Genomic DNA, 19,284 nt, shown 5'->3' on the forward strand with positions numbered 1-19,284 from the left:
GTTCCCCTCCTGCGTCCCGCCCCGGCGGTCGCACCGGGGCCACGCGCGGTTCCCGACGGGGCACGGCGCACGACGGGCCGGGGACGCCAGGACCCGAACCCGTCCCGGAGCGCGGCTCCCGTGCCCAACTCCCCGGGCAGGGACGTCGCTTCCCCCGCCGCCGTGTCCGCCGCACTGCTCCCCAGCGCGGCGGACACGGCGGCAGCCCGCGACGCCGTACGGCAGACCGCGGCCCGGCGTCCCGGACGGGCGCCCGAGCAGGTCGTACAGGTGCAGATCGGACGGCTGGAGGTCACGGCCGCGTCATCGCCCCCCGGAGGCCCGAAGCGGCGTACGGAACCGGCGGGGCGCCAGGAGGCGGCACTGAGCCTCGCGGAGTACCTGGCACGGGGGCGCACATGAGGCGCCAGGGCCGACGACACGGCCGGCGAACCAGCGACAGCGACAGCGGCAGGAACAGAGGGACTGAGGAACCGACGTCATGAGCAACGCACTCGCCATCGCCCATGTCTCCCAGGCCCTCGCCCTGCTGATCGCGGACAATCTGCGCCCGGAGTTCGACGAGGCCGTCCAGGTCGAGCCGCGCAAGCCGCCGGCCGAGCCGCCGTCCGTGCCCACCATCTCCGTGTTCTGCTACCAGGTCACGCCCGACGTCTCGCAGCGCAACAACGACCTGCCGACCCGCGCGGCCGACGGCACCCTGCGCAAGCGGCCCGCCGCCGCGCTGGACCTGCACTATCTGATCAGTGCGTACGGCGAGGAGTCGGAGCTGGTCGCACAGCGGCTGCTCGGCGCCGTGATCCGCACCCTGCACGAGATCCCGGTTCTGCCGAAGGACGTCATCGAACGGGCAGGTGAGAAGCCGTACCTGGCGGCCAGCGACCTCGCGGAGACGGCGCAGCGCGTGCGGTTCACGCCGACGGTGATGGACGTCGACGAGACCTCGAAGCTGTGGGGGATGCTCTACCAGACGCCGTACACGCTCTCGGTGGTCTACCAGGCGGCCCTCGTGTTCATCGAGGGCCGCGAGACGCCGGTGCCGGTGAAGCCGGTGGAGCGGCCGGACGTGCGGGTGCTGCCGTTCGGGGCACCGGGGGCGCCGGTGCCTCCGGGAGCGGCCGGGAACGGTGAGCCTGTCTCCGGGGGCGGGACAGAGGGGCCTGACGCCGCATCACAGCGGGCTGCCGACAAGGACGTTGTGAAGGCGGAGTCGACTGCGGCAGCTGCCGAGGCCCCGGTCCGGGCTCCGTCCAGGGCCCCCGCCCGGACCGCTGCGAAGACGCCCGCGAAAACCCCCGCCAAGGCGCCCGCGAAGACCTCCGCGAGGAGCGCGGCCAAGGCTCCGGCCCGCTCGCGCAAGGCGGCGGAGGCGCGGTCGGGCGACAGGGGCGAAAGGGGCGCGCGGGGCCCGCGGAACACGGACGGCGGGCCCACCACCGGCTCGGGTGACGACCAGGGCACGGAGAACTGAGGCGGCATGGGCACGACGGGGGCAGGTGAGGGCATGGGGATGTACGAGCCGGGCGACGCGGCGGACGCACGGGGTACAGGCCCGACGCTGACCGCTGAGATCCGGCGCGTCCTGGCCCGCCTCGACGCCCACGCGGCACGCGCCGGGCACGGTGCCCGGGCCTCCGGCGCCCCGGAAGCGGGCGAGGCCGACGAGGCAGGCGAGGCAGACGACGCTCCGGCGCAGTCCGGCGCGCTGGTGGCCGCCGGTCCCGGCACCGCCCCGCTCGACGCCCTCGTCACCTGCTTCGGCCTCACCCCGTTCGAGCGTGACCTGGTCCTCCTCACCGCCGCCCACGAACTGGAGCCCACGACCGCCGCCCGCTGCGCCGCCGCCTGCGGTGACCCCGAGCGGGCGTACCCCACGTTCTCACTGGCCCTCGCCGCACTCGCCGAGCCGCACTGGAGCGCGCTCACCCCCGTCGCGCCGCTACGCCGCTGGCGGATCACCGAGCTGGACGACGACTCCCGGCTCACGGCCTCCCGGCTCCGGCTGGACGAGCGCGTCCTGCACTTCCTGCTGGGCTCGCCCTACCTGGACGCCCGGCTGCACGGCCGGCTGCGCCGCACCCCCGTGCCGGAAGCGCTCCCGCCGTCGTACGACCTTGCCGCCGGCCGCGTCGCCACGGGCTGGACCTCGGGCGGCACGGGCCCGGACGCGCCGCTGCTCGTCGAGGTCACGGGCGGCGACCAGCACAGCCGGGCCGACATAGCCGCCGCGGCGGCCGCCCGCTCCGGGCTCGGGCTCTACGCGATGGGCGCGGAGGACATACCGACCGAGCCCGTCGAGCGCGACCGGCTCGCCCGGCTCTGGCAGCGCGAGGCGATCCTGCTGCCCGCCGCGCTGCTCGTCGAGGTGGGCGAGCTGGACCGCGACCAGCGCGCGGCGACCGACGCCTTCCTGGCCGGGGCCGCCGTACCCGTGGTGGTGTCGAGCGAGGACCCGCCGCGCTCGGAACGGCAGCACGGAGCGCGCGTGACCGTGCCGCGCCTGGACGACGAGGAGCAACTCGGCCTCTGGGCCGACGCGTTCGAGGACGTCGCCGACCTCGGCCCGAGCGAACTCCGCTCCCTGGTCGCGCAGTTCCAGCTGCCGCCGCATGTCGTACGGTCCGCCGCGGCCGCCGTACGCCGTGATCTGCCGCACGAGGACGAGCTCGACGCCGCCGGACTCGCCTGGCGCGCGGGCCTCGACGAGGCCCGGATCGGCATGGACCAGCTCGGCCGCCGTATCGAACCGCAGGCGGGCTGGAGCGATCTCGTCCTGCACGAGCGGCAGACCGGCGTGCTGCGCGAGATCGTCGCGCACGTACGGCAGCGCCCGACGGTCCACCAGGAGTGGGGTTTCGCGTCCACCCTGCGCCGCGGTCTCGGTGTCACCGCCCTGTTCGCGGGCGGCTCCGGTACGGGCAAGACGCTGGCGGCCGAGGTCATGGCGCGGGAGCTCGGCCTGGACCTGTTCATCGTCGACCTCTCGCAGGTGGTCAGCAAGTACATCGGCGAGACGGAGAAGAACCTCCGCCGGGTCTTCGACGCGGCCGAACGCGGCGGCGCGCTGCTCCTGTTCGACGAGGCCGACGCGCTGTTCGGCAAGCGCAGCGAGGTCAAGGACAGCCACGACCGTTACGCCAACCTCGAGGTCAGCTACCTGCTGATGCGGATGGAGGCCTACCGGGGCCTCGCCATCCTCACCACGAACATGAAGAAGGCCCTGGACAACGCCTTCCTCCGCCGTATCCGCTTCGTCGTCGACTTCCCCTTCCCGGCCGAGCACGAGCGCGCCGAGATCTGGCGGCGGGTGCTCCCGCCGCAGGCCCCGGTGAAGGACATCGACCCCGAACTCCTCGCCCAACTGACGGTCGCGGGCGGCTCGATCCGCAACATCGCGCTGTCCGGCGCCTTCCTCGCCGCGGAGGAGGGCGACCGGCTCCAGATGCGGCACATGCTCGCGGCGGCCCGTACGGAGTACCTGAAGCTGGAGCGCTCCCTGACGCCGACGGAGGTACGGGGATGGGTGTGAACAGGAGCGTCGGTGCGGGCGCGGGCAGGGCCCCCGACAGGGAACCGAGCGCCGTCCGCGTGGACATCGGCGAACTCGTGCTCGACGGCTTCCGGGTCGACCCGGAGCGGGTCTCGGCCGCGTTCGAGAGCGAGCTGACCCGGCTGGTGCACAAACACGGCGTACCGCTGGCGGCGGACGGCCCCCTGACCGTGGACGCCCTGTCCGGGCTGCCGCCCCTGCCCGCCGGGCTGTCGGCGCGCCGTCTCGGCCAGGAGCTGGCGCGCGCGGTGCACGAGGGGCTGAGCGGCCACGGGGAGGTGACGCGATGAGCTCCCCGACCCAGCAGGACCCTTCGCAGCAGGCGGCCGAACAGCGCCGCCGCAAGCGCAGGGAACAGGCTGCCAAGTCCCGTGTCCCCGAGCCGAAGAACATCGTCAGCGGCGCCGGCCAGCCCCTCGACCCGGGAGTGCGGAGGGAGCTGGAGGAACAGCTCGGGCACGACCTGAGCCGGGTACGGCTGCACACGGGCCGTGACGCCGGGCAGCTGACGGAACTCCTCGGCGCCGACGCGGTCGCGGTCGGTCAGGACGTCTTCTTCCGGGAGGGGGCCTTCAAGCCCGGCACGGACGAGGGCCGCCGCCTCCTCGCCCATGAGCTGCTGCACACGGTGCAGAACCCGCACGGTCTGGGCGCGCTGCGGGCGGGGCGCGAGCTGGGCGCGGTGAGTCTGCCGCAGCAGGCGATCGAGCGGGAGGCGGAGTCGGCGGCGCGGGACGTCGTACGGCCGGAGCCGGCGCGTACGGCGGAGTCGGCCCCCGAGGTCGAGGAGGGGCAGGCGACGCCCGGCTGGCTGCGGTACGCGACCGTCGACGCGGACCGTCGCCGGATGGAGGAGCTGGATCCTGCGACTCTGGTCGACCGGCTGGCCAACACCGTCCTGCGTTCACTGCGCGGCGACCCGGAGGACCGGTCCGGCCGGGTGCGGCTCCAACTGGCGCGGATGTCCGCACAGGTACAGGACGTCGTTTTCGATCGGCTGGAGACGCGGTTGCCCGCGCCGGTGCTGGACCGGCTGCTGGCGGCTGTCGAGGAGACGGAGCAGGCGGGGCCGCTGCCGCTGGATGCGGCGCCGGCGCCCTCGGCCGTGCCCGGGGCCGCGGACGAAGTCGCCGAGGAGCGCCGGCGCGACGAGACCGCCGATGAACGCCCGGACGCGCGCGAGCGGCCGGGGAGCGCCGAAGGCAGGCCGGAAACCGGCGGGGAGGGCGAGCATCAGCAGCCCGGAGAGGCCGGTGCGCGGCCCGGGGCCGGGGGCCGTGAGGAAGGGGCCGGAGACGGGAGGGGGAACACGTCCCCCGAAGAGGCCGCTGCGCAGGACAAGGAGGAGGCCGGGGCACGGGAGGGGGATCGGTCGGAGTCCCGGCAGGAGGACAAGGACTCCTCCGCCCGCGAGGACAGGAACGCCTCCGCGCAGGACGGTCGACAGAAGGCCGAGGACGACGGCGCGCAGAAGGACGAGACGAAGAAGGACGAGGCCGCCGCCGAGGAGGAGCGGGAAGAGGCCGGAAGCCAGGAGGAAGCCCCGCAGGAGCCGGAGCGGCAGGCGGGCGAGCAGCAGACACGCCAGGACGACGGCCCGGCGGTCGCCGCGAGCACCGCGGCCGACCCGTCGCCCGTGGACAAGAGCGGCGCCGAGCCCGGCGAGAGGCCCCGGACCGGCGGCGACACCGGACCGATCCGCTCCACCGGCGATCCGGAGAACGAACAGGACGCGGACGACGAGCCGTTGGGACTGGACTCAGAGCCCGCGGAGCCGGAGCCGGAGCCGGTCGCCGACGAGGACATTCCCGCGGCCCGTGGCGACGAGACCGTCCCCGACACCGACCTGGTCGGCTCCACGGAGGCGGCCAGGAACCCGGGCCTCGTCGAGGACCGGAAGAAGGGAACCGCACCTCGGCCGGCCCTTCCGTCCGCGGACGCCGGACCGGCACCTGAAGAGTCCGAACCCGCCGCCCCGCAGGAGGCACCCGCACGTTCCGGGACGGACGACGGATCCCCAGGGGGCACCGACCAGGACCTCTTCACCGGCGCTTCCGCAGAGCAGGGCCTCGGGCCGGACGGGGCCGGCGGGGCGACCGGCATGGGGGCCGGTGCGTCCGGGCTCACCACGACGGCCTCGGCGGATTCCGCCGGAGGTACCGGCGACAAGACGCGGGCGGAGCAGCGCACGGAGGACGCCGAGGCCCGCCGACGGGACGAGGAGGCCCGCACCGCCGATGGTGCGGGAGCCGGCGCGACCCCGCCGCCCGGTGAGCAGGCCGGGCCGGAGCGACTTGCCAAGGCGGACGAGGACGCCCGTACCCAGGACGCCGGTTCCTCCCGGGCGTCGGGCAAGGCGGCGGAGGGCGGCAGCCAGGCCGAAGGCACCGCGAAACAGGGATCGCAGGGGGCGGGCGCCCCGGATAAGAGCGAGGCGGAGCCGAGCGCCGGAGCGGACAAGGAGGCCGCGAAGCCGACGGACAAGGGGGCCGCGAAGCCGGCGGACAAGGGCGAGGACACGGCGGGTGGTGGTGGCGGCGACACCGGCACCGGGAGCGGTACCGGCCAGGGCGCTCCCGGCACCAAGCCGACCCCGGCCCCCGACGGCCAGGGCGTCACCGAGGGCAACGGCAACGCCACCTCCCCCGGAGCGGAGACCGGACCGGAAAAGGTCTCCACACCCGGGCCCGGCTCCGTTCCGCAACTGGCGCCGGGTCATGGCCCCTCACCCATGTCCGCCGCGGAGGCGAAGACCAACACGCCCAAGACCCCGGGCGCTTCGGGTTCAGGAGGCGGTGGATCCGCCGCCCGGTCCAAGTCGTCGGGCAGCAAGCGCCAGGCCGCACGGCAGGTCGCGCGGAACGCCCGCCGTGGCGGAGGCGGCGGGGGAGGCGGTAGCCGCTCGTCCTCGGCTCCCGCCCCGGCGCGGGGCGGCGGCGGCCGGGCGGGCGCATCCGCCTCGGCGAAGCCCAAGAAGGAAGCCGCCGCACCGGACGTCTCGAACGCCACGCCCGAGGCGGGACTCTCGACAGCCGCAGGCCTGAAGCCGCATCAGATGCTGGACACGCTCAAGGGCGTGAACGGTGCGGTCGGCCGCTCGGTCGACAAGGAGCGTACGGCGCTGCGCAAGGCGCCGCCGAAGGAGCAGCGTCCCTCCGGCTCGCCGCGCACGGTGCCGGGCGGTCCGACACCCGCCGCCCCGGGCACCTACACCAACGCCAAGGTGGCCCGTACGGAGGCCGCACCGGGCAAGACACCCGAGATCAGCGGCGAGCAGAAGCCGGAAGGCGAGGTGCCGGGCGCCGACGTGCCCGAGCCGAGCTGGTGGGACATCGCCGTCACCATCGGCGCGCAGCTCTTCGGCAAGCTGCTCAAGGAGATCCTGCCGCTCGACGACCTGATCGACTCGATCCTGGGGCTTCCGACGAAGGACGAGGGCCTCCAGCACGCCAAGGTGGGCGACGCCCCGCGGCTGCCGCTGGAGAACGACTCGGACCCCCAGCGCACCGACGAGCAGGGCCAGAAGCTCGACGAGCGGAAGGCGGAGTTGCACCGCTCCGGCCGGGAGGACGCGGCCCGCCCGATGGGCGAGGACCAGATCTACCCGGACGTGCCCAAGGAGACCCTGACGGGCAAGGTGGCCGGCGGCAACGGCAAGAACGCCAAGGGCGCCGGGCGCACGATGTCCGGCGGCGGGGTGCCGATCGAGTCCGCCTCCGCCGTGGCCGAGCACGACCGCGGCCCGCAGATCCAGGCCGGCTTCACCGAGGGCCGGCAGAAGATGGGGCAGGAGCGCAAGACCAAGGACGACAAGGCGCGGACGGACCGGCAGAAGCACGATCAGGACCTGAAGCGCGAGGTCGACAGGAGCAGCAAGCAGCAGGCCGACACCCGGGACAAGGGCCGCTCCGACATCGCCGACTCCCGCGACAAGTGGCGCAAGGAGCAGGACGACAAGACCGCGGAGATCGACGGCAAGAAGGGCAGGAAGTACGACGAGGTCCGCAAGGACATCAAGGGCAAGGAAGAGCAGACCGACAAGGACGTCGACAAGCGGACCGAGGACGACAACAAGAAGATCACCGACGAGCAGACCAACGCCGAGAGGGACGCGGAGAAGAAGCAGGAGGAGGGCAAGGGCGACGCCGACAACTGGCTCGAAGAGGCCATCGAGAAGCTGAAGGAGTTCTTCGAGGGACTGAAGAACGCCATCAAGGGCATCTTCGAGAAGGCGCGCCAGGTCGTCACCGATCTCATCGACAAGTTCAAGCAGCAGGTCTTCAAGCTCATCGACGACGCCCGCCACTGGGTGATCGACAAGATCAACAAGTTCGCGGACGTCCTGATCGCCCTCGGGGACGAACTCCTCGCCGACTACCCGGCGATGCGCGACAAGTGGCGCAACACCATCGACGGTGCGCGCGACCGGGCCGTGGAGAAGGTCAACCAGATCGCGGACGGGCTCAAGGAGGTCGCGGGGAAGCTGCTCGACGGCCTGTGCGGGGCGCTGCTCGCCGGGCTCGACGTCCTGGAGACCGGGATGCTGGCGGCCGTCGAGGTCGCCGAGACCGCCACCGTGGGCGCGCTCGAATTCGGTGCCGCCGTCGTGGAGGGCCTCGGTGAATGGGCGGCCATCTTCAACGACATCGTCTCCGACCCCGGCGACTGGATCAGCAAGGCGGGGGCCGCCGCGGACACCGGTGCCAGGGAGCACCTCTTCAACGAGGTCACCAGTGCGGTGAAGGCCTGGTTCAACCAGAAGGTCCAGGAGATCATCGGCATCCCGATGGAGGACTTCCAGGAGCTGATCTCCGGCGGGGTGACGGTCGAGCAGATGGCCCAGATGGCGTGGGACGAGGCGCTGCCCCAACTCCCGGTCATCATCGGGGTGCTGGTCGTGGAGAAGGTCGTCGCGAAGCTGATCCCCGGTGCCGGTTGGGTCATGGCCGTCATCGACGCACTGAAGACGGCGTGGGGCGCGCTGAGCGAGATCCTCGCCGCTTTCGGCCTGTTCATGGACTTCCTGAAGTCGGTCAAGAGCGGCAATGGGGCCCTGCCCTTCGCGAAGGCGGTGGCGGCGGGTGTCGTCGCCCTGCTGGAGCTGATCTACGAGTTCCTGATCGAGGGCGTCGGGCGGTTCATGGGCAAGGTGGCCGACAAGCTCGGCGACATGCTGAAGAACCTCCGCAAGAAGAAGGACAAGCCGGACGGGCCCGGCGCTCCGCCCACCCAGCCGAACGCTCCCGGCAAGCCCAAGGAACAGGACCCGGCGCCCACGACCAACGACCGGTCGCCGGACCCGGACCGACCGGCCGACCGCCAGTCCGACCGGGACGACGACCGTCCTACGCCGAGCAAGCCCACCACCGACAGGAAGTCCCGCCCACCGACGAGGCCGCGCCCCGGCAAGCGCTCCGCCCCGGAGAGGAAGCGCCCCTCACACACCACCCGCCCGAAGAAACGCCGCGACGACGAGCGGCGCCGCGAGGAGGGCCGCGAGGTCAACGCCGCGCGCAAGCGGATGCGGGACGCGGAGCGGCGCACGCGCGACGACAAGGACGACGCTTCAGGCGCCCCGTCGCGCCGCCGGCCCGACACGGACCGTACGGACAGCCGGGGTCCCGGGCGGGGGCGCCCCGGGGACAGGCGTACCGACGACGGCCGTCGCCAGGACGACAAGCGCCGTACGGACGAGAGGCGTACGGACGACAAGCGCCGCACGGAGGACAGGCGCCGTCCCGACGACAAGCGCGCCGACGACCGCCGCCGGGACGGCGACCGGGACCGTGACAAGGACCGCGACAAGGACCGCCGCCCCGGCAACCGTGTCCGTCGCGCCCGCCAGACCGTCAAGTCGGCCGTCAACAGGGCCCGCCGCGCCGCCGGCAAGCTCTTCGGCAAGGCCCGACGCAAGGTCGGCAACCGCCTGAACGACCGGTTGCGCAGGCTGCGGGACCGGTGGCGGCGCCGGAACGACCAGGACCGGTCGAGGGATCGCCGCGAGGACAGCCGACGTCGGGACGACAGGCGGCGTGAGGACGACACCCGGAACCAGGCACCTCCGCTGCCAGAGGTGCGGTTCCGCATGGAGAACGACGAAGTCCACACCCTGCTGTTCGACGGGCGTACCAAGAGCGCCGACCTCGCCGTGCGCAGTGTGCAGCAGTCGATGGCTGCCTTCTTCGCCGCGTGGCGCACCGAACTCGGTTCCATGGCCGAGGGTTCCGAGAAGACCAGGCAGGAGGAGGCGCTGCGCAAGGCGATGGCTCTGGCGCCGAAGGTCGACACCATGCAGAACAGGATGTCGCCCCGGCTCTCGACCGAGCGCAGTGGCAGAAGGACGATCCCCACGAATCTCAGCACGGGGGAGTACACGCGACTGCGTGAACTGATGGTCAAGCTGGCCGGGTACCTCGAAGAGCGCGGTGCAAAGGACGGCGAGCTGCCGCCGCCGGTGTTTCCGCCGTTCGTGGACAACGTGCTGGCGCAGGACCTCAAGGCCTTCTACCTGCAGAAGGACATACCCCGGGGTGAGACGGCAGACAAAGCCAAGGAAGTTCCGCCCAATCCGGTCGGGTGGAGCAGTGCTCTCTCCAAGGAGCCCAACCACTTCGTGAAAATGCACTTGTTGCCCTGGCCGCTGGGCGGTCTGGCTTCGGGCTCCAACCTGGTACCGGCTCACACCGGCGTCAACAGCCGTTTCCACCATCGTGTCGAGAAGCATGCCAACATCAAGAGGAAAGAGGCAGGGAAGGCGATATGGTACACCGTTCACGTCAAATTCCGTGCCAGTCCACATGAGTTCTTCCCGGAGCACGTCACCACGAGGTGGAACGAGCACTACAAATCCGGAGGCAGATGGAAGGAAAGGAAACCGATCGCGCATCCCCCGCACGGATACGACGAAGGTGTCCCTCTGCCGCGCCGGATCGAGGTCAACAACCAGAGTGAATCGGACGTGATGTTCGAGAAGTACTTCGGTGCTTCCACCGGGATGGCCAAGCAGATCAGGAAGGTCGCCGCCCGGAAGAGGTTCCGCGATGTCGACGACCTGACCGACAGGGTGGAGGAGTACCTGACCAGCACCAGCAGCCCACTGCTGGGCGAATTCAAGGACGTCAGGGCCAAGATCCATGCGCGACACGGCGAAGGGCTGATCTCCTATTGACGGCCACGCCGGCGAACCTCCAACGGAACGGAGCATCCCATGAGTGATTTGACAGCGGGCGAACAGCGTCTGCAGAACATCCTGGGCGAGCTGCAGGGGGCACCTGACATCAGCGTCCACGCGGCGAAGCCCGGGACTGTCGACCCGGGGCGCGCGGATGTGGACGCGGTATTCGCCGGTTTCGCCGAAGCCACCGGTGTCGTCCTGCATCCACGACTCAGAACGTGCTTTCTCCGCTTCGGGCGGATCGCGGCCCGCTGGCGTCTTGAGACGTCACCCAATCGACTCTCCGGAGAGTTCAATGTGGTGCATCTGTCGGATGTCGCGACCACGGAAGCTCCCCCGACGGATCTGGACAGTCTGACGCCGGAAGAACAGGAGCTGTACCGGGAGTTCCGGGTGTTCGACGATCACCCGGAGAGCGGCACGGGAGCTTTCGCCGCCCTGCGTCTGCGTCCGGACACGCCCAATCCGGAGATCTGGTACCACGACTTCCACGTGGGTGGATTCAAGCTGGACATCGACTACTGCCAGTACCTCGAGGCGCTGGCAATCACCAAGGGCACGATCGGTTGGCAGTACTTGTTCTGTGATGTCGCGTTCGAGGATGACGACTTCCTCGAGGTCGGGGACGACATGCAAGAGATGCTCGAAGTCTTTCCCCGGCTCTTTCCCGAACACGACTACACGGACCTGCGGGCCCGGCTGGAGGAACGCCTGTGACCCGCTACGCCGACATCCCCAAACCCATCCGCTCCGGAATTGTCGTGGTCAACCCTGACACCGGCACCCCGCAGCGCGTCATCGTGCTGCAGTTCAACCCGGACACACTGGAGCGCAGCGTGAGTCCCCAGTCCGCCGGCGACAGTGGCGACGCCGGCGGCGGAGGCACCGGTGGCGGAGACCGCAACGAGGCCCTCCGTCTCAAAGGCCCCGCCCAGGAGACCTGGAAGTTCACCGCCGAGATCGACGCGACCGACCAGTTCGAGATCGCCGCACCCCACGGCATCCACCCCCAACTCGCGACCCTCGAAACGCTGGTGCAGCCGACCGTCGCGCAGCTCCGCGCGGCGAGCAGGCTGTCGCAGAAGGGCAGCATCGAGATCAGCCCGATCGAGATGCCGCTCACCCTGTTCACCTGGGGCAGCAAGCGCGTCATGCCCGTACGGCTCACCGAGCTGTCCATCAACGAGTCCGCCTTCGACGTCGACCTCAACCCGATCCGGGCCTCGCTCAGCATCGGCATGAAGATCCTCACCGTCAGCGACCTGCCCGCCGGGCACCGGGGCGCCGACCTCTACATGGCGCACCTCGCGCAGAAGGAGCGGCTCGCCGCGGCCGCGCGGGGCGGCAGCCTCGGGTCGCTCGGGCTCAGCGGAACCAACGCCGTGACCGGAAGGGGCTGAGCACCACACCATGGCCGACATCGAGCCCTACGAAAACGCCCTGGACGCGATCCCCGGCGCCCACCCCTACCCGCGCACCAGCCGCTACCACGCCGCCGAGATCGGCATCCACACCCAGCCCGACGGCACCGAGGTCCGCTACACCAAGCGCCGGTTGCTGCCCCCACTCGACCGGACCGGCGGCGACGAGACCCAGCCCCACACCGTCGGCGCCGGCGAGCGCCCCGACCTGCTCGCCCAGCGCTACTTCGGCGACCCCGCCCAGTGGTGGCAGATCGCCGACGCCAATCCCGTACTCGACCCCCACGAGCTGACGGACGAGGCCGGCCGCGTCGTCGACATCCCGCTCGCCGGTGGTTTCCCCGGAGGCCGAGGAGACCGGCGTGTTTGACCTGCCCGTGGGGCAGGGCCCCGTGCACATCACGCTCCTCATGGGGCCCAAACTCGCCCGCCCCGTCCCGGCCGAGGTCACCGAGGCGCTGCTGACCGCCCAGATCACCGCCACGGCAGGGGAGCGCAGCGGCTTCCAGCTCGCCTTCGACCTCACCAAGAACGGGATCATCAGCCGGCGGCTCCTCCCCGAGGGGTTCTTCGACCCGAAGACCCGGCTCATCGTCACCGTCGACGTCAAGGGCACGCCCGACGTGCTCTTCGACGGGCTGATCGTCCGTCACGAGGTCGGCGCCAGCAACCAGCCGGGCCACTCCACGCTCACCGTCACGGGCGAGGACCTCACCCTCCTGCTCGACCTGGAGGAGCGCACCGCCCGCTACCCCAACCTGCCGCCCTCGGAGCGCGTGCTCGCGATCCTCCGCCGTTACTCCGACTACGGCATCCGGCCCGACGTCTACCGGGAGAAGATCGCCCAGCCGCCCCACCAGAACCTGCGCGTGCACTACCAGACCGGTACCGACCTGCAGTACGTCACCGAGCTGGCCCGGGCGAACGGCTACACCTTCTATCTGGAGCCCGGCCCGCGCGCCGGCCAGTCGTCCGCCCGCTGGGGCCCCGAGCTACGGCTCGGCATCCGCCAGCACGCCCTCAACGTCAACATGGACGCCAACTCCACCGTGGACCAGCTGACGTTCGCGTACGACGGCACGGCACGCGAAGAGCCGCAGGCCCGCTGGCAGAACCCCGAGACCCGGCGGTCCACCCTCCTGCCACAGCCGCCCATCAGCCCACTGCGGCCGCCCCTCGGCAGGCGGCCCACCCCGGCCCTCAAACGGAAGACCCTGCCCGGCACCGCCAAGCAGCAGCGCCAGGAGGCCGAGGCCGAGCTGCTCGCACGCGCCGCCGTGTCCGCCGACGTCGTCTCCGGCTCCGGATCGCTCGACGTCAACCGGCACGGCTACATCCTCCAGCCGCGCCAGCTCGTCGGCGTACGCGGCGCCGGACGCGCGTACGACGGCGACTACTACGTCAAGTCGGTCACCCACAACCTGCGCCCGGGCTCCTACCAGCAGAACTTCACCCTCTCCAGGGAGGGCCTCGAAGCCCGCAGCGACTACGTCCGCCCCTGACACGCAACACCTCGACCCACCGACCAGGAGCACCCCACCATGGCGGCATCCAGCAATCGCTACCTCGGCAAGTACCGCGGCCGGGTTGTCGACAACGACGACCCCTTGCACATCGGCCGCATCACCGCCGAGGTCCCGGACGTCCTCGGCAACGAGCCGTCGACGTGGGCGCTGCCGTGCCTGCCGTTCGCCGGGCCGGAGTCCGGGCAGTTCGTCGTGCCGCCGCCCGGCACGGGTGTGTGGGTGGAGTTCGAACAGGGGGATCCCAGCTACCCGGTGTGGACCGGGTGCTGGTACGGGGCCGCCGCCGAGCTGCCGCCCGACGCCCGGCGCGAGCTGCTGGCGAACGCGCCGTACAAGCCCGTCGTCGTACAGACACCGCGGGCGCACAAGATCGTGATGAACGACATGACCGGTCCCGACGAGGGGATTCTGCTGCAGGCCAAGGACGGGGCGTACATCCGGATCACCGAAGGGGCGATCGTCATCGCCGCCGGCAGGGCCCGGATCACCCTCGAGCCCGACGGCAGGGTCATCGTCAACGAGGGCCAGCTGACCGTGGAACCGAAGCGTTAGGAACGGGGGACCGACGAACGTGTCCGGGACATCCGGGGCAACCGGCAACCTGCTGGCCGCCGACACCGTGATCAGCTGCCCGCACGGGGGGCGTGCCGTACCGGCGCACACGCCGTCCCCGGCGGTGCTGATCGGCGGCCGGGCGGCGGCGACCGCCGCCCACACCTACACCGTCGCAGGCTGCGCCCACACCGTGAGCGGTGTGCCCCAGCCGTGCGTGTCCGTACGGTTCACGGGCTCCGCGGGCGGCGTCACCGCCGCGGGCGCCCCCGTGCTGCTCGACACCTCCGCGGCCCAGTGCTTCAGCGCGGCCCTGGTCGCCCAGGGGCCACCCGTCGTCACCGCCGCCCGGCAGGAGGTGTCCGTACGATGACCAGGCCGGTCACCCGCAGCGACATCGCCTTCCCCTTCCGGGCCGACCGCAGGGGACGCACCGCGCACGCCCGCCACGGCGAGCACGTCCACGACCTGATCGAGCAACTGCTGTTCACCAGCCCCGGCGAGCGCGTCATGCGCCCCGACTTCGGCTGCGGACTCCTCGACCTGGTGTTCGCCCCGAACAGCCCCGAGCTGATCAGCACCCTCGAACTCTCCGTGCAGGCCGCCCTCCAGCGCTGGCTCGGCGATCTCATCGACGTGGAGGCCCTCGACGTGGTCACCGAGGACCACGTCGTCCGTGTGCACCTCTCGTACGCCGTACGCGCCACCGGTGCCCGGCGCGACGACGTCTTCGAAGGGAGGGCCGCCGCATGACCACCGGCGCCACCACCGTGTCACGGCGGGCCAGGGTAAGGGCCGCCCAGCTGAACGGCATCGACGCCGTCGAGGCCGGCGACGACGGGCTGCTGCTCACCGTCACGTTCCTCGGCAAGGCCCCGCACGGCCTGTGCCCCGAGAACGTCCGCATCGACGGCGGCCGCCGTGTCACCGGCATCACCGCCCTCGACATCGCCGTCGAGCGCGAGGAGGACCCTGAGCTCGACGACCGCCTGTACGTCACCCTGGACAAGGCCGGCGACACCTCGCGCTACCGGCTCTCGCTCGTGGAGGCCGACCCGTACGGACGGCCCGGTACCGAGCCGTACCGCGGCTTCGACCAGCGCTACCACAGCGCCACGTTCTCCTTCCGGCCCGACTGCCCGACGCCCTTCGACTGCGCGGACGGGCACGAGGACACCCCGGACTTCCCCGACGCGCCCGTCATCGACTACACGGCCCGCGACTACGACACCATCCGCAAGCTGCTCCTCGACCGGCTCGCCCTCACCACCCCCGACTGGGTGGAACGCAACCCCGCCGACCTCGGCATGACGCTCGTCGAGCTGCTCGCGTACACCGGCGACCGGATCAGCTACCAGCAGGACGCGGTGGCCACCGAGGCCTACCTCGACACCGCGCGCCGCCGGGTCTCCGTACGACGCCATGTCCGGCTGATCGACTACGCGATGCACGACGGCTGCACCGCACGCGCGTACGTCACCGTGCAGACCGCCGAGGACACGACGCTCGCGCCGGGCACGTACCGCTTCGCCTCCGTCGACGTCCGCACCCTCGACCCGCACGACCGGCCCGAACCCGGCACGGTCATCGGCGACGCCGACCTCGCCGACCTCGACGAGCGCGGCTCGGTGGAGGTCTTCGAACCGGTCGCCCCCACCGACCCGCTTCAGCTGCGGGTCGCCCACAACGCGATCCGCCTGTGGACCTGGGGCGGCGAGGTGTGCACCCTGCCGAAGGGCGCCACCTCCGCCACCCTGCGCGACGAGTGGGTGGACCCGGAGACCTGCCGGGAACGGCGGCTCGACCTCAGGCCGGGCGACCTCCTCGTCCTGGAGGAGGTCAGGGGCCCGCGCACCGGCACCCCCGGCGACGCCGACCCCGCCCACCGCCAGGCCGTACGCCTCATCTCGGTCACCCCGGCCGTCGACCGTATCGAGGACCAGCCGGTCCTGGAGGTCACCTGGGCCGCCGAGGACGCCCTCCGCTTCCCGCTCTGCCTGACCACCCGCGGGGGCCGCGACTGCCTGCCCGTCGAGGACGTGAGCCTCGCCCGCGGCAACGTCGTCCTCGTCGACCACGGCCGCACCCTCCAGTGGTCCGGCGAACTCCCCGAGACGGTCACCGTGCCGCCCGTACCGGCCGTCGTCGCCCCCTGCGACCCTCCCGCCTTCGGCTGCCACGACCGGGAGGACGGGAACGCGCCCGCGCGGCTCGTCAACGCCCTCACGGACCGGGCGGAATCCGGCGAGGCGCTCACCCCCGACGACGTCCGCGAACTCTTCGACGTCGTCGGCGAACCGGCCACCACCCGGGCCGGACTCGGCCTGGAGCGGGCCGGGCAGCGGCACGAACGCGTCGTCCCCGGGACGGCCTACGCCCAGGCCGCCGCCCTGCGCACGCTGCTCGCCCAGTCCGTGTACCCCGGGATCCAGCCCCGATTCCGGCCGGTCCTCGGCCGGGCGCCGGTCGTCCAGGCCGTGCCGTTCCCCGACCCGCGCACCGTCGCCGCCGGACAGGCCGAGCGGATCGCCGCCATCCCCGGCCGGGTACGGCAGCGGCTCGTCGAGCTGTGGCGCAGCGCCCGCGACCGCGACGGGCTCGGCGACGACGAGATCGCCGAACTCGCCGTGGTCTACGGGCTGAGGATCCTGGAGCGGCTCGAACTGCGCCGCCACCCGGTGCGCGCCCTGCGTGAACTCCTGCACCGCAGCGACGAGTTGCTCGACGCCAAGCTGCGCCGCGCCGAGATCCTCACCTCGCGGGCCCGCGCGGGCACGGTTCTCGACGGGCACATCGCCTGGGAGATCGCCCACAGTTGGGGCCCGGCGTACGCGGCCGGGCTGCACCCCGACGAGCCCGTGCTGCGTGGCTCCGCGGCCTCCGCGCTCACCCAGGACCCGCGCCGGGCCCTGCCCGCCGTACGCCTGTACGAGGACACCCCGGACAACGACACCTGGGAGCCGCGCCGCGACCTCCTCGACAGCACCTCACGCGACCGCCACTTCGTCGGCGAACTGGAGGACGACGGCCGTCTCGCCCTCCGCTTCGGCGACGGCCGGCACGGCGCCGAGCCGACCCCGGGCGCCCGGCTGACCCTGCGCTACCGCCTCGGCGGCGGCACCGCGGGCAACGTCGGCGCGGAGGCCGTCAACCACCTGGTGGTGCGGGCCGAGGACGACTGCGAGGCACCCGTCGCCGTGGTCCGCAACCCGCTGCCCGCGACCGGCGGCACCGAACCCGAACCCGTCGAGCAGGTACGCCAGCTGGCCCCGCTCGACCTGCGCCGCACCCGGCTGCGCGCCGTCACCGCCGAGGACTACGCGGCCCTCGCCTCCGCCCTGCCCGGAGTCCAGCGGGCCGCCGCCGAGATCCGCTGGACCGGGAGCGTCCAGGAGGCGCACATCGCGATCGACGCCCACGGCACCGGCACACCGGGCGACGACCTGCTCGCGTCCGTCGCCCAGGAACTGGAGGCGTACCGGCGCATCGGCCACGACCTCGTCGTCGCGCCGGCCCGCCCGGTGCCGCTCGACATCGCGCTCACCGTGTGCGCGCGACCCGGCCACCAGCACGGGCAGATCCGCGCCGAGCTGTACCGCGTCCTCGGCAGGGGCCGCCTCCCGGACGGGCGGCTCGGCTTCTTCCACCCGGACGCGCTGACCTTCGGCGAGCCCGTACGGCTCAGCCGTCTGGTGGCCGTCGCCGCGGCGGTCCCCGGCGTCGAGAGCGTCCAGGTGACCCGGCTGCGACGGCTGTTCGAACAGGACCGAGGAGAGAGGGAGGACGGCGTGCTGCGGCTCGGCCCGCTGGAGATCGCCACCTGCGACAACGACCCGGACCGGCCGGAGAACGGCCTGCTGGCGATCTCCCTGGGAGGTGCCCGATGACCGACACGGACCCGATCACCGCGACCGACGAGTGCGGCTGCGGCGGCGCCTGCCGCGGCGGCCACGACGAGCGCCTCGCCCCCGCGCCGCTCCACAACCCGCCCGGCCGCACCGCGCTCGACTACCGCGTCGGCGAGTACGGCTCCTTCCAGGCCGCCCTGCTCGACCGGCTCGCCTCCCCCGCGTACCCGGCGCTGAGCGAGGCGACATGGGGGTCCCCCCGGCCGGGGGCCGGGGGAGGGCTCACCGTCCGCACGCCCGACGACCCGGCGATCGGCCTGCTCGACGCCGCTGCCGTCCTCGGCGACCTGCTCACCTTCCACTCCGAGCGGATCGCCGACGAGGCCTACATCCGCACCGCGAACGAGCACCGCTCCCTGGTGCTCCTCGGCCGGCTCGTGGGCCACCGGCCGCGCCCCGGAGTGGCCGCCGCCACCCATCTCGCGTACACCCTCGAACGCGACCCGCGCGCCGAGACCCTGCCCGTGGTCATCCCGCGCGGGGCACGCAGCCACAGCGTGCCCGCCTCCGCCGACGAGGAGTCCCTGACCTTCGAGACGGCCCGGGACCTGACGGCCCGCTGGGACTTCAACGAGCTGAAGGTCCGCCGCCGGCGCCCCTCCCTCGTCACCCCGCAGGACCTGGAGCGCCGCTCCGAGCTCTTCGTCGAGGGCACCGCGAACTCCCTCCAGACCGGCGACCAGCTCCTCTTCGTCTTCGGTGAACAGGCGGGCGGGGAGCGGATGCTGCTGCCCGTGGCGAGGACACGGACCGACCGCGAGGACGGGATCACGGCGATCTCCCTGGCCAGGTCGGCCCCGCCCACGCTGAAGGAGCTGATCGACGAGGTACGGCGCTGGACCGCCGAGCCCACCGTCCCGGGCGAGCCCGGCGAGGAGCCGCCCACCCCTGAGGTCCCGGGCCCGCGCCCGGTCAGCCGGCTGATCGAGGACTTCGAGGACCAGGTCCTCGAACCGCTCCGCGCGGACCTCGACGAGGTGAGGACACCCGAGCGGCTCGCGGCCCGCCTCGCCGAGCCCCTCGCCCGGCTCGGCGAGGCCCAGGCCCTGGCCGCGCCGTACGACGACGTGGCGGCCTGGTTCGAACAGCTGGAGGCCGTCCTCGCGGAACTCGCCGAACGCGCCCTGGAACTGGCACCGGCGCAACCCCAGGA

12 protein-coding genes and 2 pseudogenes are annotated in these 19,284 nt (G+C 72.4%); all 14 read left to right on the forward strand.

The features are described 5' to 3' along the window. A pseudogene (locus FNH04_RS20630) lies at positions 1-402 on the forward strand (hypothetical protein); the annotation flags it as partial. A 79-nt stretch (positions 403-481) separates the two neighbouring features. Continuing rightward, entirely contained in the window at positions 482-1,471 is a 990-nt protein-coding gene (locus FNH04_RS20635) for a DUF4255 domain-containing protein (protein ID WP_152786369.1), read from the forward strand. A gap of 6 nt (positions 1,472-1,477) precedes the next feature. Continuing rightward, positions 1,478-3,529: an ATP-binding protein gene (locus tag FNH04_RS20640; RefSeq protein ID WP_407704124.1), complete on the forward strand. Its 2,052-nt coding sequence runs from the start codon at positions 1,478-1,480 to the stop codon at positions 3,527-3,529. Then, positions 3,520-3,840, forward strand: coding sequence for a hypothetical protein (locus FNH04_RS20645; RefSeq protein WP_152786373.1), 321 nt, complete (start codon positions 3,520-3,522; stop codon positions 3,838-3,840). Before FNH04_RS20640 ends, FNH04_RS20645 begins: the two co-directional genes overlap by 10 nt. Continuing rightward, a complete protein-coding gene (locus FNH04_RS20650; RefSeq protein WP_152786375.1) occupies positions 3,837-10,718 on the forward strand; it encodes an eCIS core domain-containing protein in 6,882 nt (2,293 codons plus the stop codon). Before FNH04_RS20645 ends, FNH04_RS20650 begins: the two co-directional genes overlap by 4 nt. A 39-nt stretch (positions 10,719-10,757) precedes the next feature. After that, on the forward strand, positions 10,758-11,441 hold the full coding sequence (locus tag FNH04_RS20655; RefSeq protein ID WP_152786377.1) for a hypothetical protein: 684 nt from the start codon (positions 10,758-10,760) through the stop codon (positions 11,439-11,441). After that, positions 11,438-12,124, forward strand: coding sequence for a hypothetical protein (locus FNH04_RS20660; RefSeq protein WP_322723400.1), 687 nt, complete (start codon positions 11,438-11,440; stop codon positions 12,122-12,124). Before FNH04_RS20655 ends, FNH04_RS20660 begins: the two co-directional genes overlap by 4 nt. A gap of 10 nt (positions 12,125-12,134) precedes the next feature. Continuing rightward, a complete protein-coding gene (locus FNH04_RS20665) occupies positions 12,135-12,515 on the forward strand; it encodes a hypothetical protein (RefSeq protein WP_152786379.1) in 381 nt (126 codons plus the stop codon). Next, complete coding sequence (locus tag FNH04_RS20670; RefSeq protein WP_322723401.1) at positions 12,508-13,647, forward strand: hypothetical protein; 1,140 nt, start codon at positions 12,508-12,510, stop codon at positions 13,645-13,647. The genes FNH04_RS20665 and FNH04_RS20670 overlap by 8 nt, the downstream gene beginning before the upstream one ends. 39 nt (positions 13,648-13,686) lie before the next feature. Further along, entirely contained in the window at positions 13,687-14,223 is a 537-nt protein-coding gene (locus tag FNH04_RS20675; protein WP_152786381.1) for a phage baseplate assembly protein V, read from the forward strand. Between the two features lie 19 nt (positions 14,224-14,242). After that, positions 14,243-14,596, forward strand: coding sequence for a hypothetical protein (locus tag FNH04_RS20680; RefSeq protein WP_322723403.1), 354 nt, complete (start codon positions 14,243-14,245; stop codon positions 14,594-14,596). Beyond that, a complete protein-coding gene (locus tag FNH04_RS20685; RefSeq protein ID WP_152786383.1) occupies positions 14,593-14,976 on the forward strand; it encodes a GPW/gp25 family protein in 384 nt (127 codons plus the stop codon). The genes FNH04_RS20680 and FNH04_RS20685 overlap by 4 nt, the downstream gene beginning before the upstream one ends. Beyond that, a complete protein-coding gene (locus FNH04_RS20690) occupies positions 14,973-18,110 on the forward strand; it encodes a putative baseplate assembly protein (protein WP_152786385.1) in 3,138 nt (1,045 codons plus the stop codon). The genes FNH04_RS20685 and FNH04_RS20690 overlap by 4 nt, the downstream gene beginning before the upstream one ends. Continuing rightward, positions 18,107-19,284, forward strand: a pseudogene (locus tag FNH04_RS20695) (putative baseplate assembly protein); the annotation flags it as partial. The gene FNH04_RS20690 and the pseudogene FNH04_RS20695, both read left to right, overlap by 4 nt.

This window comes from Streptomyces phyllanthi, from assembly GCF_009377205.1.
Taxonomy (GTDB): Bacteria; Actinomycetota; Actinomycetes; order Streptomycetales; family Streptomycetaceae; genus Streptomyces; species Streptomyces phyllanthi.

What these genes read in the sequence shown, in the direction of transcription:
- FNH04_RS20635 (WP_152786369.1), top strand. Translation starts at nt 482, where the DNA reads ATGAGCAACGCACTCGCCATCGCCCATGTCTCCCAGGCCCTCGCCCTG.
- FNH04_RS20640 (WP_407704124.1), top strand. Translation starts at nt 1,478, where the DNA reads ATGGGCACGACGGGGGCAGGTGAGGGCATGGGGATGTACGAGCCGGGC.
- FNH04_RS20645 (WP_152786373.1), top strand. Translation starts at nt 3,520, where the DNA reads ATGGGTGTGAACAGGAGCGTCGGTGCGGGCGCGGGCAGGGCCCCCGAC.
- FNH04_RS20650 (WP_152786375.1), top strand. Translation starts at nt 3,837, where the DNA reads ATGAGCTCCCCGACCCAGCAGGACCCTTCGCAGCAGGCGGCCGAACAG.
- FNH04_RS20655 (WP_152786377.1), top strand. Translation starts at nt 10,758, where the DNA reads ATGAGTGATTTGACAGCGGGCGAACAGCGTCTGCAGAACATCCTGGGC.
- FNH04_RS20665 (WP_152786379.1), top strand. Translation starts at nt 12,135, where the DNA reads ATGGCCGACATCGAGCCCTACGAAAACGCCCTGGACGCGATCCCCGGC.
- FNH04_RS20675 (WP_152786381.1), top strand. Translation starts at nt 13,687, where the DNA reads ATGGCGGCATCCAGCAATCGCTACCTCGGCAAGTACCGCGGCCGGGTT.
- FNH04_RS20685 (WP_152786383.1), top strand. Translation starts at nt 14,593, where the DNA reads ATGACCAGGCCGGTCACCCGCAGCGACATCGCCTTCCCCTTCCGGGCC.
- FNH04_RS20690 (WP_152786385.1), top strand. Translation starts at nt 14,973, where the DNA reads ATGACCACCGGCGCCACCACCGTGTCACGGCGGGCCAGGGTAAGGGCC.